The organism is Lysinibacillus sp. RS11 (assembly GCF_042019215.1).
GTDB lineage: Bacteria > Bacillota > Bacilli > Bacillales_A > Planococcaceae > Lysinibacillus > Lysinibacillus xylanilyticus_A.
In genome coordinates this window covers 815,447-831,089 of sequence record NZ_CP168124.1, presented here as the reverse complement: position 1 = coordinate 831,089, position 15,643 = coordinate 815,447, and the positions used below count along the sequence as shown (strand labels likewise).

Annotated in this window: 18 protein-coding genes and 1 pseudogene; 8 read left to right on the top strand and 11 right to left on the bottom strand. The window is 38.5% G+C overall.

The window, feature by feature from the left end:
- Positions 1–112 precede the first annotated feature (112 nt).
- Positions 113–637, top strand: a complete 525-nt coding sequence (locus AB9L17_RS04055) for a CotY/CotZ family spore coat protein (RefSeq protein WP_068983437.1) — start codon at positions 113–115, stop codon at positions 635–637.
- 64 nt (positions 638–701) lie between these two features.
- Here the strand turns inward: AB9L17_RS04055 and AB9L17_RS04050 are convergent, their stop codons facing one another.
- The 6 genes from AB9L17_RS04050 to AB9L17_RS04025 all read right to left on the bottom strand — a co-directional run bounded on the left by AB9L17_RS04050 (position 702) and on the right by AB9L17_RS04025 (position 6,306).
- Complete coding sequence (locus tag AB9L17_RS04050; protein ID WP_068983438.1) at positions 702–1,103, bottom strand: hypothetical protein; 402 nt, start codon at positions 1,101–1,103, stop codon at positions 702–704.
- A gap of 52 nt (positions 1,104–1,155) precedes the next feature.
- Complete coding sequence (gene mgtE / locus AB9L17_RS04045) at positions 1,156–2,532, bottom strand: magnesium transporter (RefSeq protein ID WP_068983439.1); 1,377 nt, start codon at positions 2,530–2,532, stop codon at positions 1,156–1,158.
- A gap of 955 nt (positions 2,533–3,487) precedes the next feature.
- The gene (locus tag AB9L17_RS04040) at positions 3,488–4,396 is read right to left on the bottom strand and encodes an RluA family pseudouridine synthase (protein WP_317853378.1); all 909 of its coding nucleotides are present in this window, start codon (positions 4,394–4,396) and stop codon (positions 3,488–3,490) included.
- 1 nt (position 4,397) lies between these two features.
- Positions 4,398–5,192 carry an NAD kinase gene (locus AB9L17_RS04035; protein WP_068983440.1) on the bottom strand — a complete coding sequence of 265 codons (795 nt, stop codon included), beginning with the start codon at positions 5,190–5,192 and terminating at the stop codon, positions 4,398–4,400.
- Positions 5,189–5,860 (bottom strand): GTP pyrophosphokinase, encoded by a 672-nt coding sequence (locus AB9L17_RS04030; RefSeq protein WP_068983441.1) that lies wholly within the window; start codon positions 5,858–5,860, stop codon positions 5,189–5,191. Before AB9L17_RS04030 ends, AB9L17_RS04035 begins: the two co-directional genes overlap by 4 nt.
- A gap of 62 nt (positions 5,861–5,922) precedes the next feature.
- Entirely contained in the window at positions 5,923–6,306 is a 384-nt protein-coding gene (locus AB9L17_RS04025) for a hypothetical protein (RefSeq protein WP_068983442.1), read from the bottom strand.
- 146 nt (positions 6,307–6,452) lie between these two features.
- On the opposite strand from AB9L17_RS04025, the gene AB9L17_RS04020 reads away from it, so the two are divergent.
- From AB9L17_RS04020 to AB9L17_RS04005, 4 genes are all read left to right on the top strand, one after another.
- Complete coding sequence (locus AB9L17_RS04020; RefSeq protein ID WP_375200129.1) at positions 6,453–7,040, top strand: CYTH domain-containing protein; 588 nt, start codon at positions 6,453–6,455, stop codon at positions 7,038–7,040.
- 32 nt (positions 7,041–7,072) lie between these two features.
- On the top strand, positions 7,073–7,861 hold the full coding sequence (locus AB9L17_RS04015; RefSeq protein WP_068983444.1) for a lytic transglycosylase domain-containing protein: 789 nt from the start codon (positions 7,073–7,075) through the stop codon (positions 7,859–7,861).
- Positions 7,862–8,080: 219 nt separating this feature from the next.
- Positions 8,081–8,488 carry a globin gene (locus AB9L17_RS04010; RefSeq protein ID WP_068983445.1) on the top strand — a complete coding sequence of 136 codons (408 nt, stop codon included), beginning with the start codon at positions 8,081–8,083 and terminating at the stop codon, positions 8,486–8,488.
- The gene (locus AB9L17_RS04005) at positions 8,481–9,290 is read left to right on the top strand and encodes a DsbA family protein (protein WP_068983446.1); all 810 of its coding nucleotides are present in this window, start codon (positions 8,481–8,483) and stop codon (positions 9,288–9,290) included. The genes AB9L17_RS04010 and AB9L17_RS04005 overlap by 8 nt, the downstream gene beginning before the upstream one ends.
- Positions 9,291–9,740: 450 nt before the next feature.
- Here the strand turns inward: AB9L17_RS04005 and AB9L17_RS04000 are convergent, their stop codons facing one another.
- The 4 genes from AB9L17_RS04000 to AB9L17_RS03985 all read right to left on the bottom strand — a co-directional run bounded on the left by AB9L17_RS04000 (position 9,741) and on the right by AB9L17_RS03985 (position 12,450).
- A complete protein-coding gene (locus tag AB9L17_RS04000; RefSeq protein ID WP_375200128.1) occupies positions 9,741–10,463 on the bottom strand; it encodes an anti-sigma factor in 723 nt (240 codons plus the stop codon).
- A complete protein-coding gene (locus AB9L17_RS03995) occupies positions 10,460–11,005 on the bottom strand; it encodes an RNA polymerase sigma factor (protein ID WP_068983448.1) in 546 nt (181 codons plus the stop codon). Before AB9L17_RS03995 ends, AB9L17_RS04000 begins: the two co-directional genes overlap by 4 nt.
- A 114-nt stretch (positions 11,006–11,119) precedes the next feature.
- Complete coding sequence (locus AB9L17_RS03990; RefSeq protein ID WP_375200127.1) at positions 11,120–11,608, bottom strand: hypothetical protein; 489 nt, start codon at positions 11,606–11,608, stop codon at positions 11,120–11,122.
- 38 nt (positions 11,609–11,646) lie between these two features.
- The gene (locus tag AB9L17_RS03985) at positions 11,647–12,450 is read right to left on the bottom strand and encodes an extracellular solute-binding protein (protein ID WP_223552880.1); all 804 of its coding nucleotides are present in this window, start codon (positions 12,448–12,450) and stop codon (positions 11,647–11,649) included.
- A 391-nt stretch (positions 12,451–12,841) separates the two neighbouring features.
- Here AB9L17_RS03985 and AB9L17_RS03980 point away from each other — a divergent pair, with 391 nt between their 5' ends.
- On the top strand, positions 12,842–13,747 hold the full coding sequence (locus AB9L17_RS03980; RefSeq protein WP_068983451.1) for a LysR family transcriptional regulator: 906 nt from the start codon (positions 12,842–12,844) through the stop codon (positions 13,745–13,747).
- 315 nt (positions 13,748–14,062) lie between these two features.
- Complete coding sequence (locus tag AB9L17_RS03975) at positions 14,063–14,272, top strand: hypothetical protein (RefSeq protein ID WP_375200126.1); 210 nt, start codon at positions 14,063–14,065, stop codon at positions 14,270–14,272.
- A 131-nt stretch (positions 14,273–14,403) separates the two neighbouring features.
- Here AB9L17_RS03975 and AB9L17_RS03970 read toward each other — a convergent pair whose 3' ends face one another.
- Positions 14,404–14,871 carry a 2,4'-dihydroxyacetophenone dioxygenase family protein gene (locus AB9L17_RS03970; protein ID WP_068983452.1) on the bottom strand — a complete coding sequence of 156 codons (468 nt, stop codon included), beginning with the start codon at positions 14,869–14,871 and terminating at the stop codon, positions 14,404–14,406.
- A 322-nt stretch (positions 14,872–15,193) separates the two neighbouring features.
- Between AB9L17_RS03970 and AB9L17_RS03965 the strand changes: the two are divergent.
- A pseudogene (locus tag AB9L17_RS03965) lies at positions 15,194–15,280 on the top strand (hypothetical protein); the annotation flags it as partial.
- Between the last annotated feature and the right edge of the window lie 363 nt (positions 15,281–15,643).

The window sequence follows — 15,643 nt, the reverse complement described above, 5'->3', positions numbered from 1 at the left end:
TCCTTAGATAAAAAAACTATTCACCTAACAAGATATACGAAAGGCGAAAGCCCGTGTCCATTTTTCAAGGGTACATATTGTATAAGTAGTAACGAGGAAAGGAGGTGACAATATGGGTTGTGGCAAGCCAACAAATCCTATTGGACCAATCCATTCAGCAGGCTGCGTTTGTGACGTAGTACGCGCTATTTTAGACATTCAAAATCAAGCGGTGAGAGAAGAATGTCAACCATGTACAGCTAACTGTTTCTTAGAACCACTTGGAGGCATTGTAAGTCCTTCACGCTCTCATGCAGATACACGTGTATTCATGTTAATTACCAAAGATGGTACTCCTTTCAAAGCATTCTTTAGTTCTCCAACAGCAGATCCATGTATATGTACATCAGTATTTTTCCGTGTAGAAGATATGTTTGATGAGTGCTGCGCTACTTTGCGTGTTTTAGAGCCTTTATGTTCATTTGACTCTAGTGAAAGTACAGTAGACCTATTAAGTCGTGATGGTTGCTGTGTCAACATGAAAAAAATATGTAAAGTAGATGACTGGAATCCAACTGAGAGCTGTATCACTGTAGATTTATCTTGTTTCTGCGCTGTACAATGTATTGCTGATGTTGACTTAGGTATTTGTAACTAATCTTTTCTCCTTTGACACACTACACATAAAAAAAGTGTACAGCATCCTCTGCTGTACACTTTTTTCATAAGGTAGGTAATTTTTTGCCTCGCCATAATATTTGCGCAATATCCTCAAAATAGATAATCTCTTGTGTCTTTAATTCTAAAGAAGTAAACATCAATGAATCAGTCTGTACATCAGATGCATTACCGTGTAATTTCCTACCATCTTTCAAAGATATTACTAACGGTTGATAGGCTTTTTGTCGAAACGGCTTTTCTAAAAATTGAAGTTGCTTTAGTAAATACGGATCTATGAGTACTTCCTCTACCACTTCTTCTTTTTCTTCCATTGTTTGTTCATTGAAATAGCCATCCTTTACATACACTGATGTACTTTCAGTCAAATCAAGTTCATGTAGCACCTTAGAGATATTTAGAAAATATTGTGGTGACTTTATAAACAAGCGTGGCTCTCGATCCACATTACTCACTTCCCTTTTTTCTTACAATATGCAAAAGAAAGGGATTTGGTTCTTAGCCTATCTGACTTAAAAAAACTGTCGCTAAACCTAAGTAAATTAAAATACTTGTAATATCATTTAATGTTGTAATAAATGGACCTGATGCAACGGCTGGATCAATTTTCAAACGATGCATAAGCAGTGGGATAAAAGAACCTGCAACTGTAGCCACTAAAATAGAACCACATAACGCTGCACCTACCAGCATTCCAAGAATAAGCTCTTGTTTCCAAATATAGACGATGCCGATAACAATCAGCCCACAAACAATTCCAGACATTAAGCCTGTTCCTGCTTCACGTAGTAGTAATTTGAACTTACTATGATCTTCGACGTCTCCTGTCGCAATTCCTCGAATAGCTACCGCTAGTGCCTGAGTTCCACTATTCCCAGAAGTACCTGAAATAAGAGGGATAAACACCGCAAGTAAGGCTACTTGTTCTAACGTTGCCTCAAACTGTCCCATCAAATTTGCTGTTAACATTCCTAAAAATAGTAATATGACAAGCCATGGTAAGCGTTTTTTAGCTGCTTGTAATGAAGTCGTATCAAATTTATCCATATCGGAAATACCCGCTAATTTAGAGTAATCCTCCGATGCTTCCTCATCAATAACGTCAATAATATCGTCGACTGTGATAATCCCTAGTAATTCTCCTTTATCGTCGATAACTGGAGTTGCTAGGAAATTATAGTCCTTCATAATTTGAGCAACCTCTTCTTGGTCATCCCCTGCATGCACCATCACAACACGTTCATTCATAATTGAACGTATAAGGGTATCTTCATCAGCAATAATTAAATCACGAAGTGAAATAACGCCTGTTAATCGATGTGCTTCGTCAACGACAAAAATATAATAAATTGTTTCGGCATCCGGAGCCTCTTTTCGTAAAATCGCCATTGCTGAACGCACAGTAGAATTTTCTGGGATTGCTACATATTCTGTCGTCATGATCGAACCGGCAGTATATTCATCGTAGCTTAATAGTTCATTAATTTCTTCAGCTGTTTCCTCATCCATCATGCCTAAATAGCTTTCACGTTGCTCTGTATCCAACTCATTTAAAACGTCTGCTGCATCATCTGCATACATATGAGAAAGCATTTCTGCACCATATGACGGAGCCATCTCAGCTAGATATGCTGTGTACTCATCATCATCTATTTCGATTGCCTCAAAAATATCAGCCATTTCCGTCGGAGACAAGAACGAATAGATGATCTTCCTTATATCAGGTTCCACCTTCTCATAAAACGTTGCCTGATCATACGGATGAAGCTCTAAAAACTCATCGCGGAATGCGTCAATATCATGTGCTTCGAGCATTTCTCGCAAACGTGCCTCGTCGAATTGCACATCATCCTTTTCATTTCTTTCCTCTATCATGCTTGTCCCCTCCTTCCGAGAATCAATTATGCCTCGGCATAATTGCGTCCAGAATCGGCTTTGTGCTTAGGCCTGCACGAGGGCCGACACGATGTCGGTCATTTCGGTAATGCCACAGGACGTGGCGTTTTTACCGATGCAGGTCAGTTAGCCGTTATCGCATGGATGCGATGATTTTAGGCTAACATCCTCTAAGAACTCCTTTCCGATTCAGTGACATCTGCCGAAATTTCAGCGGGTGTTTGACCAACCGCCGAAAAGTAAATTCATTTGAACCTGTTGCTATGCTTTCGGTACAGAAAACATTTGCTGAAATAAGTTAAATCATTACGGACAATGCCGTAAATCTACCTTTTATATAATAGAGTGTATTGTACCTTTTCTGCAAACCCTTTTTTTAACTCCTAATGACCCGCGACATTACCAGGATTTAATTGGATAAATCTGCGTATAAAATTTTCCGTTTTTTACCTATAACTATAACGTGGAGTTGATTTCCGTTCCGACTGGGCGCTTTGCGCGAAAGCGTAGTGCTAACGAAGCAGCAGCAGAGGGTTTTGTTTGTGCGAAAGCGCAGCGACAGCAACAGCACGGATGTTGGTCACGAAGGCGTTATCACAGGACGTGATGGTTTTAGCCTTTGTTCCTCTATTACTGATCCCCAAGGAGTCGCCGAGTCTCACTCCAATCAACTTATACTACATTTTAAAAAATGTCATCCCTACCTTATAGTAATGTGCCTAAAAAGCCCTCTGTTTTACTATATCCTACAAACACTTTCTTTTCTGTTAACGTGCTGTTAAGAAAACTTTCTTATAAGAGATAAAAAATGATAAGGAGATGCCCGTTTGTGCGAACATCTCCTTAAATATATAAAATAGTTTTCACAATTAGTGAACTAAAGACTGTTTAGATCGTCTTCGTCATAGTATAGGTTTTAAAAAAAATCTAAACTTTAGGCTAAGGAGTCATTCAGTAATTGCTGCATATCTTTGTTTAAGTCACTTGTGAAGTGTAAACTCTCACCTGTTAAGGGGTGGAGCATCTTTAAAGACACACAATGTAGGGCTTGTCTATTGATATGGTTGCGACTTCCACCATAAAGTGCATCTCCAACAAGTGGATGTCCCACATAAGCCATATGCACACGAATTTGATGTGTACGCCCTGTGTGTAACTTTAGTTGTATATGTGTCATCGGTTCATCATGTAAATAAAAGCGTCTTAAAACTGTCACATCGGTATGCGCAAATTGACCGTCTTCACGTACCTCTCGCTCAATAATACTCGTCTCTTTGCGTCCAATAGGAGCAATGATTGATTGTATATCTTGGGCTACATGTCCATGCACTATTGCTTCATATTGTCGAGAAATTTCTCCACTACGCTGTGCAAGTCCCGTTAAATGATGGATATGAGCATGTTTAGCAATGCATAATAAGCCAGAAGTATCACGATCAAGTCTCGTGACGATATGGGCAGTAGATGCTAGACCTTGCTTCTGAAAATGACCACACACTAGATTAGCTACGCTAAGCGTTGGATGCTCTCTCGAAGGGATCGTACTCTGATGCGCTGGCTTATTAAGCACTAAAATAGCTTCATCTTCAAAAGTAATAGCGAGTTCACCATGTTCAACAGCAAGTCCTTCACTTTTTTCTTCTGGAGGGAATTTCACTTCAACTCGATCACCAACGTGAAGAGGATGTCTAACATTTCGTTCGACATCATTCACTGTCAATAAACCTCCATCAAATTTAATTGCTGTTAAAGCTCGCTTAGAGATTCGCCATTCAGTTAAGGCTTCCCTTAGTAGTTGACCTTCCTTTTCTGCTATAAAATGCAGTGTAAACCTTGTATCCATCTTACTCATTTGCCACGAACGATTCATGGACTCGTTCCCAGAATGGGAATGGGCGGAAACGAGCAAAACGTACTCGTTCATTTGCTACATTAAAAGCAATCGACTTCACATCGCCTTGCGTAACTTGTAAATGATCAACCGTCATATTAAAGTTTTGATCATTAACTGGACGTAAAATACAGTGATGGTGGGCTGGTAAAATGAGTGGTGAACCAACTGTACGGAAGACACGGTTATTGATAGATGCTATTTCAGTAATTTGGAATGCAGCTAAAGTCGGGTGAATAATCGCTCCACCGAGGGCTTTATTATACGCTGTGCTACCCGAAGGAGTCGACACACAAAGCCCATCTCCACGGAAACGTTCAAACTGATTGCCATTTAACTCCACATCCATAACAAGCGTGACATCAGGTGATTTCACAGTCGCTTCATTTAACGCTAAATACGTATTGGACTCCGCATTATGATGCTCCACCTTCACCTCTAGTAAAGGATACTCCACAACGTTAAAGTCTTTCTTAGCAATCGACAAAACAAGCTTTTCTAATTCAGATGGCTTCCAGTCCGCGTAAAATCCTAAATGTCCTGTATGGATACCTACGAAGGCAACCTGATCTAGCAAATGAGAATATCGATGAAAGGCATGTAATAATGTTCCATCTCCTCCAATAGAGACTACGATTTCAGGCGATTCCTCATCATAAGTTAGCCCAAAATCCTGCAAATACGTTCTTGCTAGCTCCATTAATTCGTTCGATTGTGCATCTCTACGTGATTGAATGGAAAATTTCATTTTATGTCACGCTCCTTCTCTGATAGTAAATTAGGATTCGATGCTTCTTTGTATTCGCTAAAATAAGCTTGTGCTTCTTGAATCTCACTGCGAATGGACGACATTTCCTCATCCAATCGGAAGGCCGCCTCTGCAGCACTTTGAAGGCGATTTTTTATTTCCTCTGGGAACATGCCTTTATATTTATAATTTAATGAATGCTCAATAGATGCCCAGAAATTCATAGCTAGTGTTCTTATTTGAATTTCAGCTAATACCAATTTTTTCCCTTGAATCGTCTCAACAGGATATTCAACAATCATGTGATATGAGCGATATCCACTTGGTTTATTATGTGTAATATAGTCACGTTCTTCTACTACGCGCATATCTTTTCGTTGACGGATTAGCTCCGTAACTGTTGAAATATCATCTACAAATTGACACATAATACGAAGGCCTGCAATATCACCTAGCTCATCACCCAGTTGTTTAGAAGGCTCAAAGGAAAGCCCTTTTTCTAATGTTTTATCGTATATACTTGCTAAAGGTTTTACACGCCCTGTAACAAACTCGATTGGTGAATTTGCATTAACAATACCAAACTGCGAACGCATACCCTTTAATTTTACTTTTAACTCATCTACTGCTTGTTTATAAGGACCTAAAAATATTTCCCATTGTCCCATCACAAAAACCTCCCGACATTCGGTATCGAACAAAACCAACACCGTCTGTTCGTTTTGTCTTTTTATTCAGCGAGAATTGTCTTGAAGTGTTGTTCCACTGCTTGGACAAATTCCGCTCCGTAATTGTAATTTCCTTCAATATTATACACGAGCATTTCCAATTCATCGTAAAAATTGGTAAGTTCAATAACTTCTTCACCTAATTGCAGCTTTGGATTTTTCTTTTTTTGTAAAATATGTACAAGTTGATCCCAACTACTTGGTGGAAAACGCAAATAATGATAATTTTCTCCTGCATCAAGTAAATAAATAAACGCAAAGTCATCAGAATCTGCAATTAGTTGTGCAGCAGGTTTTAACTGTAAATTTTCATCAATGTCGTTTAAACTAAAATGAAGTTGCTCGTTTTCAAAATTCAATGTTTCTATCGTATAAATTTTACGCACATGCCGTTCCCCTTTTTTTTCGTACTCTTCCTCTTATTTTAGCATACAGGGTAAATAGTTGCAGTGTGTAAATATTAACGAATTAAACTTTTCTTTCTTCGTAATCAACACATTTGAAAAAATTTAAACTAAACAGGTGATCATATATGGCACAACAACTTGAAATAGAATTTAAAAACCTCTTAACAAAACAACAATACGAGCATTTATTGCAAGAGTTCAACATTTCCGAAAATGCTATTCATCGTCAAACAAATCATTATTTCGACACTCCTTCCCAAGCTATTCGGAAATTACAAAGCGGGCTCCGTATTAGACAAATCGACAAATATTTTGAATGTACATTAAAAGAAAAAAGTGCAGAGCATGCACATTTAGAAACAACAGATGAAATAACCGCTGAGCAGGCAAGCAAAATGCTTGTAGGAGAAGGTTTTTATGCCAAAGAGGTAGCTAAAAGACTAGCACTATTTCAAATTCCTTTAGAAAATTTGGAAGTTTTCGGTTCACTGACAACGGATCGTGTCGAAATACCTTATAGAGATGGTCTTCTAGTATTTGACCATTCTTTCTATTTGCAGTGCGACGATTATGAGGTAGAATATGAATCAAAAGATGCAATAAAAGGAAATGCAATCTTCGACGAATTTCTACAGCAATATGGTATTGAAAAACGGTCTGCAGATAAAAAAATCGCACGTTTTATGCAAGCATTACAAATGAATAAAGAATAATACTAATAGCTTAAGAAAGGGTGACCAACTTCTTGGATATCCAATCAATCAGAACTTTACTTGAAATTCAAGCATTGCAAACACTAGGCTCTACAGCAAATTCATCGTCTAACAATCTTACAGACAGTAATTCTATGTTTTCAGACATGATTAGCGAATTGCTTGGCGGTGCAACAACTGCTAATAGTGCAAAATTGTCCAGTTTACTCGGAAGTGCATCAAGCGTCTCTTCATCGATCAACCAATTTAGTAGTTCAAATGGGTTGTTTGAAAACATGCAAAATAGTGGGTACCAATCATTGCTCTATAATGGTTCTAATTCCGTCTATATCCCTGATTCTGTACAGGCAGCATTAGCAAACACACAATCTAGTACAAAACTAGACACCTATGTTTCAGATAATGTCATTGGTTCAACAGCGTATGCCAATGCATTAACAGGGGCGAATCAATATGCTTCGATTATTGAAAAGGCAGCAGCTACATATAATGTACCCGAGAAACTTATCGCTGCCGTAATCAAGCAAGAGTCTAATTTTAATCCAACAGTGGTTAGTCATGCTGGGGCACAAGGTTTAATGCAATTAATGCCAAAAACAGCACAACATTTAGGGGTTACTAACGCTTTTGATCCTGAGCAAAATATTATGGCTGGGGCAAAATATTTACGCCAAATGCTAGATAAATTCGATAATGATCCAACGTTAGCGTTAGCTGCCTATAACGCAGGAGCTTCTCGCGTTACAAAGTATGGTGGCGTTCCTCCTTTCAAAGAAACACAGAATTATGTCAAAAAAGTGATGAATTACTACACTGCTTAATCGCATAATCACTGTTATTACAATCTTTTTCAGCAAATTTCACCCTTTGTGGTGAAATTTGCTCTTTTCTAGCGAAAAACAATTCCAAAGAGCGGTTTGTTTGTGTTAACGAAAAGACGTTGATAGAATGAAGGTAGTCACAAGAAATTCACATTTTTGAAGATGACCGAGTATAAAATTGTACTTTACGATATAAAGACTTGAAGGAGCATTTAACTTATGAGTAGAAAATACACTGTTCCTTATGAGGAGCTGGGAGCTGAAAAACTTTCAGAGCTAATTCATGCATTCTATAAAAGAGTTGCTCAGCATCCTGATCTTATTCCAATCTTTCCGGAAGATTTGACAGAGACAGCCCGCAAGCAAATTCAATTTCAAACACAGTATTTAGGTGGACCAAATCTTTTTACTGAGGAACATGGACATCCAATGATGCGTGCACGTCATATGAATTTTCCAATTACACCCGATCGTGCTCAAGCTTGGCTCGAATGTATGTCCGAAGCAATGGATGAAGTTGGTTTAGAAGGGAAGTTCCGTGAAACTTATTATCAACGTTTAGTATTAACAGCTCATCACATGATTAATACACCAAATGACGATGAGGGGGAATTGTTACGTGAATAATATTCAAATGTTGCAAGCACCAACTCCTGAGATTTCTACTGCGAATAAGCCAATTGAATTGTATATTTTCGTAGATCCACTTTGTCCTGAAGCTTTTAATATACAAGCCATTCTTCGTAAATTACAGCTAGAGTATAATCATTACTTTACATGGCGCCTTGTGCTAAGCACAGAGCTTACCTCTTTAAATTGTTTAAGTAAGCGCGTAAAGGGGTGTGTATCAGGCATTGAACTCGACATAAATCACCCTGTTTTACCATCTATTGCTATTAAAGCAGCAGAGTTACAGGGCAAACGTGCCGGAGCGCGCTATTTGTCGAAACTACAAGAATATGTATTACTAAACCATCAAGATGTTAATTCCTATGCAACGCTGTTAAAAATTGCGGAGGATGTTCAATTAGACATGAATGAATTTTCTGTAGACTTTGGGTCGAAGGAAACAGCACGTGCCTTCCAATGTGATTTATATATGAAACGTGAAATGGAAGTTGATGAAGTGCCTAGCATTGTATTTTTCAATGAATGTATTGAAGATGAGGGACTTAAAGTTAGTGGTAGCTATTCCTATGACGTATATGAACATATTTTACAAGAGATGATGGATGAACAGCTTGTGCGTCAACCATTACCAACAATGGAAGAGCTATTTATAAAATTCCATACACTTTCAACACATGAAGTAGCTTTTATCTATTCATTAACAGAACAAACAGCAGAACGCGAATTAAAAAAACGTATGCTACAACAAAAGATTGAACGAATTCAGACAGATGACGCTACATTATGGCGTATTAAATAATGCAATTATACTCTTATTCTAAAAAATAGAGGGCTTATCCGATAAGTCCCTAAAAATAAAGCAAGTGAAGGAAGCTCCGCGCTTCCTTCACTTGCTTTTGTTTGTTGTCCTAATAATTAACTTTCTCTTGGATTATTCAAACTCAACGAAAATAAATAATCAACCTCATCGATCATCTCATCAATATCCGGATTGTGTGTTCATTTAGATATGGTAATGTCAATTGGAAAACTAAAATTGACGAAAGCAATGAATAGAAAAAATAAACTGTATATTTAAAGTTCCCTTTTTATACCTGTATTGTCTTTTCCACCATCATTTATAAGCTGCTATTACAGTCCACTGGTATTTTAATTCCTTGTCACTAACATTAGCAAATTCTAATAAACCTAACGAATACTTTTTATTAATAGCATTTTTAAAAATGTATCTGTCCTTTTCTGTTCCCATCTATGACCCGGCTATTTTTTCTCCCTTTGGCTGGCTGCTGTTGGCGTCCGGTTCGACAGTGATGCCAATTTGATCAAAAGTCTGCCCTTCGGCTAGCTGGTAGGTCAGTATTCCGGATCCGTTTTCATCTGGCTTGAATATGCCGCTATTTTCCCTTATGCCATTTTTCAGCAGCCAAACCTGGTAAACCTGTGAGCCTTCGACGCCGGGTAATTCGTGAACCTGCACCACCAAATTTTTCTCAGATCCCTGCTGGACAATATATGCGATGCCGTTTGTTCCCGTGTGGCTTTGATTAGCTGCTTTTAAGGGAATGGTCGTTAAAATCTCAATGGGTATATTTGCAGCATGGCGATTTTTTTCCTGTACATTCGCTATTCCAAGGCCAATAATAGCGAGCAACAAGACGACCAATATACTGGTTGAAACTGGAGTGAAATGGCTTTTGAACTTCATCATAAGCTTACTCATCTTAGCCATGAATGTTTCCGTATCGCTTTTCGTTTGATGATCAAAAACGAATCCCAGCACCTCGCCTTTTAACGATTCAGGCACCGCGATTTCAGTATAATCAAACGGCAAAGCATGCCAGGCCTGGGACAATTCCTGATATTCTTCCTTACATTTCGTACAATCCTTTAAATGTTCAACATAGGCTATGCGTTCGCTCTCCTTGAGCTCATTTGCTATATATGGAATTAAATGATCACAATCCCTTCTCATTTTATATCCTCCAATTCCAGATGTTTCCTCAAACCTTTAAGTGCTTGGTGCAACCTGCTTTTAATCGTGCCGAGCGGCTCTTGTTCCAGCTTGGCGATCTCTGAAAGAGAATAGCCTTTCCAATAAAGCAAATCGATTAATTTTCTTTGCGCCGTCGGCAATTTATTTTTCGCCATCTCAATATCATTCGTATTTACTCGTTGCTCGATTACATTGGCAAAGTCGGCGATTTCTTCATGTTCCTCTTGATAGTGTTGCGTATGCCTCTTCTCTTTGCGGTGGTAGTCAATGCAAATATTGCGAGTAATCGTGAGGAGCCAATTGACAAAGCTGCCTTGAGCGGGATCGTATTGGCTGTTTGTTGTCCATAGCCTCAAAAAGACCAACTGAATAATTTCTTTCGTCTTCTCCTCATTCCCATTACAAAACTTCATAACGAAGCCGTAAACAAGCTTTATATATCGATCATACAGCTCCTCTAATGCGTGACCGTGTTTTTCGTTTACCAATATCATTAATTCCGCATCGTAATTTTCTTTCATGTGGCACTCCCTGCTATTGGATAAAAATATATTCTTTCGGTACAAAAGACACTTACTGAAAGAAGTTAAAAGTAAGGATGGGAACGACCGCGATTGATCGTTCCCAAGATAGGCTTACTTAAATTCTGTTTTGCTATTTACGATAAACCATACATCTTTTACTCCTTGTCCATTCACATCCCCTTTTTGCTGGTCTTTAGCAAAATAATAAAGAGGAAAGCCTTTGTACGTGACTTGCTTCTGACCGTTGTCTGCTCTTGTAATTGTACCGAAATCCTTTTTGTCAAAACCTTCTGGGACAGCGAAATCTTCCTGAGTAAATGCCGGCCAGGTTGCCAGGCAGTCTCCACTACAATTGCTTTTTTCTGCTTCATCCTTCTTAAAGTAATACAGCGTCTTTCCCTGTGAATCTGCTAGGTATTCTCCAACTTTGTCATTCTTCAAAAGCTGAAGGCTGTTAGCCGGGGCTTGTTCTGTTTTAGTTTGTTCCGTTTGGGCTTGATCAGCTTGATCCGTCTCTGTTTTTCCCTCAGTGCTTTTTCCACAGGCAGCCAAAACAAAAATAATCGATAGTATTGCGAGGGTAAAAATTCCTTTTTTCATGTACGTTCCTCCCAGTTTTTCAGATTTAATGATCTTCCTTATTTCCATCCCCATTTTTGAAAGATTTGATGACCTTCTTCCGTTTTTAAATACTCAATAAATTGCTGTGCCTCTTTTTTCTGATCGGTAATTTTCGTCAGGGCGATCGGCGTTCCACGATAGAGCTTCTCTTCTTCGGGAAGTTCGACTAAGTCGGTCACATCCTTGAGTCGGTAATGCCATGATTCATAAGTAATCCAGGCGTCTAGGCTAGAATTCGATTTCCATCGTTCAATGGCTTCAGCACTCGACTTTACAGAAAGGTTAATATTTTGAGAAATACCTTCGATTATCCCTTTTCTGCCTGCCATGTCTTCCCACAAGCCGAGCTGGCCAGCTCCATTCACATCGAGTATTTTGACTCCATCTTTCGTTAAATCTTCCAGGCTTTCAATCTTCTTTGGATTTCCTTTCCTCACCAGTATTCCTGCAGCACGCGGGTAAAGCTCCGTTCGTGATTTAGTGTCAATCATTTCGGGATGGTTAAAGATGAAGTCCTGCAGCATATATTCGGAGCCACCGAAAATAATATCTGCATCTTGCTTTGCCTGGCTGATCCAATTGCCCTCTGGTCCGGCTGTTACTTCCACCTTTATTCCCGTTTCAATTGAAAAATGTTCAGCGGCTTCCTTGATTGGTCCAAGTGGTCCGCCTGGTCCGTACACCCGGATGACATGATCACTTTGAACGGAATTTGGTGTCGCCTGGGACGCCTGCTTACTGTCCATTTTTGCATTGACTGACAAGCCGGTAGCCGCAATAACAAAGAGCAGTAAAGCTGATAGAAACAAGGTCTTCTTCATGATTATTCCTCCATTTTATAAATGTTTTTTTACGGTACTATCAAAGGAAACGAAGGGAGGCTGCAAACGGTTTGATTGTAATTTCAAATTAGTTAGAAAGTTTCATAAATAAGATCAATTTATGCCTCGGCATATTGCGTCCGGAATCAGCCTTAATATACGCAATAATCATCGCGGCACTTACAGCGTATGCTACTGCCTCTAGATGGCTAACAGGGCAGATTAGTTCAAGAAGGATTTATCAATCCTTAGGAGAACTTATATATTTAATAAGAAAATTATTTAGCCAAAGACGGTATACCTACTAAATCTTGTATATGTTACTGGTTTTCATTCCCAATCTAACCCAAAATATGTTGATAAGATTTTTTAATAGACAAGGAGAAAAACTATGAACTTTGAACAATTACTATATATTGTTGAAGTGACAAAGCACAATTCACTCTCTATAGCAGCTCAGAATCTTTATGTGACTCAATCGGCTATTAGCCAATCCATTACTAGTTTAGAAAAGGAATTGGGACTAAAAATTTTACATCGTTCAAGGGGACAAGGTGCTGTGCCAACCGATGAAGGTAGAATCATTCTGAAGCAAGCCTACGAAGTGTTAAGAAAATTGGAGGAAATTAAAGAGACCGCCCACTCATTTAATTCCATGGTAGAAGGAGAACTAAAAGTATCTTCCATACCAGGATTAACAACGATTCTAGTAAAGGCTTTGGCTGCTTTTAAACAAGATTATCCTCAAGTAAATGTAGAAATAAATGAAAAAAGCGGCTCTTCTGTGATTGAAGATGTTCGCCAGCATCAGATCGACATCGGACTGATTGCTTATTCACCAGACTGGAACATAAACATGGAAGGAATAGCTTTTGAATCACTATTTGAAGGAAAGCAGAAAATCTATGTTTCTAAACATTCTCCTTTAGCGTTTACAGGTGCCATATCTTCACATGAGATACTCGATCAAACGCTCGTTACATATTACGGTGAATTTATGCAATACTTTGTTCATGATTTCTTTAACAAATACCAGCCCATGAAAATCCTATTTACATCAAACAATTCGGACGGCATTCTCCAAGCTATCATTGAAAGTTCGGCTATTACATTCGCTCCTGATTTCATCATGAAAAATTATCCACCCGTCATAAATGGAGAGATAATTCCTATTGATTTAGAAAATCATGGAGGTCTCAATATTTCTTTTGGATTAGTTTTATCAGAAGATAAACATTTATCCATTTTACTAAACAAGTATATCCATTATCTAAAATCTGAAATTACGAAAATATAAGAGAAAAAGAGTTGCCACTTCGCCTTATGGAAGGGCTTCTCTTTTTTTGTCAATCTAACTAATCAATTATGCCTCGGCATAATTGCGTCCGGAATCGGCTTTGCGCTTAGGCTAGCAAATGTTTTTTTGTGCGAAAGCGTAGTGCTAACGTAGCGGCAGCAACAGATGTTTTTTGTGCGAAAGCGTAGTGCTAACGCAGCGGCAGCAACAAATGTTTTTTTGTGTGAAAGCGTAGTGCTAACGCAGCGGCAGCAACAAATGTTTTTTTGTGCGAAAGCGTAGTGCTAACGCAGCGGCAGCAACAAATGTTTTTTTGTGCGAAAGCGTAGTGCTAACGCAGCGGCAGCAACAAATGTTTTTTTGTGCGAAAGCGTAGTGCTAACGCAGCGGCAGCAACAGATGTTTTTTGCGCGAAAGCGTAGCGGCAGCGGCAAATGTTTTTTGTGTGAAAGCGTAGTGCTAACGCAGCGACACCGATGCAGGTCAGTTAGCTGTTATCGCATGGATGCGATGATTTTAGGCTAACATCCCCTAAGAACTCCTATCCGATTCCTTGACATCCGTGATGTTGGTCACTCAGTCGTTGCCACAGGACGTGGCGTTCTTAGACAGAGTTCCTTTATTTCAGCGGGTGTTAGGATACCCGTTGAAAGAAGTTAAAATTGAGTCACATCTATAGGTGTAATTCCCTCAGCTTCACAATGATCATGGTATTTTTGCAATAATGACTTCCAATTATCTCTAGCAATAATTTCTCCATTTTCATTCACATAATCTAATGTTGCCTCAACAATATTTAACGTAATAACCTCTTCATCTCCTAGAGATTCAGGTGTGTGTTGGGATCCAGCAGGCTCATAAACTACATCCCCAGCGTTAGAAACCCAATCATTCTCCATATATCTCCAAGAGCCACTAATCGTATACACAATAACCGTTCCAGGATGGAAATGTGTAGGAAGCTGTATCCCCGCAGGAACTTTTAACAGGGTAATAGTTTGTCCTGTTACTGGATTAACTTTAAGTAACTTAAAATGAGCCACCCCAAAATAAGAAACCCACGGTAAATCATCTGGACAGATATTTCCTGCATCATATACTTCTACAGCTTTTACATTACTCATTTAAAATCCCCCTCGTCCAATGTAAGTTATAAAATTCGCACATTGATAACATTTACACTAGGAAGCTTGTTAACCGCTGCGAATTTGTAATTTTTAGTATATTTACGATTATCCGTTTATTCAAATTATGATTTTTAATGTGCAGTTTAATTACATTAATATATACATGCAATTCCCTTACGTTTATCATAATGGCTTTTTGATTTGGGCATTTCCTAATTTGAATGTATGGCAATACCGATTGCTATAGTTGAACCGGCGATTGAAACTTAAGCTGAAGCGTTGTGGTGGGGTTTGATTACAATAACCTACAGTTGGCTATGGAGATATTGCGCCTGTTACCGGATTAGGTAGATTAATGGCTACTGTATTGCTAATGGTAGGAATTAGGATGATTGATATAGGATGATTTGTTATAAAAGCGTCTAGTCGGAACGGAAATGAATCCCTCGTTTTGCCGAAGAACCATACTTTATTTAATACGATATCTTAAATCGACATAAAAAAACAAAAAAATAAAAGAAGCGCCACTATCCTCGACAGATAGTGACGCCTCTCTTTCACAAAGGGGATGGGAGAAATGTTCACGTTCAAACAAAGGGGTGTATGTTTGTTTTGTGATTTATTTCACAAGAATCACTTTATCACGGAATAATTAATATAGCAATGATACTGATGCTAGATTCACAAATTTGTCAAATAGAAAGCGATTACAGACAGTATTTTTCCAAGATGAGCGCTTTTAAACTTATAGAAATCAAAAAAAATCATT

Bases quoted from the DNA above. Each gene is read 5' to 3' on its own strand.
- AB9L17_RS04055 (WP_068983437.1), top strand. From the start codon at position 113: ATGGGTTGTGGCAAGCCAACAAATCCTATTGGACCAATCCATTCAGCA.
- mgtE (WP_068983439.1), bottom strand. From the start codon at position 2,532: ATGATAGAGGAAAGAAATGAAAAGGATGATGTGCAATTCGACGAGGCA.
- AB9L17_RS04040 (WP_317853378.1), bottom strand. From the start codon at position 4,396: ATGGATACAAGGTTTACACTGCATTTTATAGCAGAAAAGGAAGGTCAA.
- AB9L17_RS04035 (WP_068983440.1), bottom strand. From the start codon at position 5,192: ATGAAATTTTCCATTCAATCACGTAGAGATGCACAATCGAACGAATTA.
- AB9L17_RS04030 (WP_068983441.1), bottom strand. From the start codon at position 5,860: ATGGGACAATGGGAAATATTTTTAGGTCCTTATAAACAAGCAGTAGAT.
- AB9L17_RS04020 (WP_375200129.1), top strand. From the start codon at position 6,453: ATGGCACAACAACTTGAAATAGAATTTAAAAACCTCTTAACAAAACAA.
- AB9L17_RS04010 (WP_068983445.1), top strand. From the start codon at position 8,081: ATGAGTAGAAAATACACTGTTCCTTATGAGGAGCTGGGAGCTGAAAAA.
- AB9L17_RS04000 (WP_375200128.1), bottom strand. From the start codon at position 10,463: ATGAGAAGGGATTGTGATCATTTAATTCCATATATAGCAAATGAGCTC.
- AB9L17_RS03995 (WP_068983448.1), bottom strand. From the start codon at position 11,005: ATGAAAGAAAATTACGATGCGGAATTAATGATATTGGTAAACGAAAAA.
- AB9L17_RS03990 (WP_375200127.1), bottom strand. From the start codon at position 11,608: ATGAAAAAAGGAATTTTTACCCTCGCAATACTATCGATTATTTTTGTT.
- AB9L17_RS03985 (WP_223552880.1), bottom strand. From the start codon at position 12,450: ATGAAGAAGACCTTGTTTCTATCAGCTTTACTGCTCTTTGTTATTGCG.
- AB9L17_RS03980 (WP_068983451.1), top strand. From the start codon at position 12,842: ATGAACTTTGAACAATTACTATATATTGTTGAAGTGACAAAGCACAAT.
- AB9L17_RS03970 (WP_068983452.1), bottom strand. From the start codon at position 14,871: ATGAGTAATGTAAAAGCTGTAGAAGTATATGATGCAGGAAATATCTGT.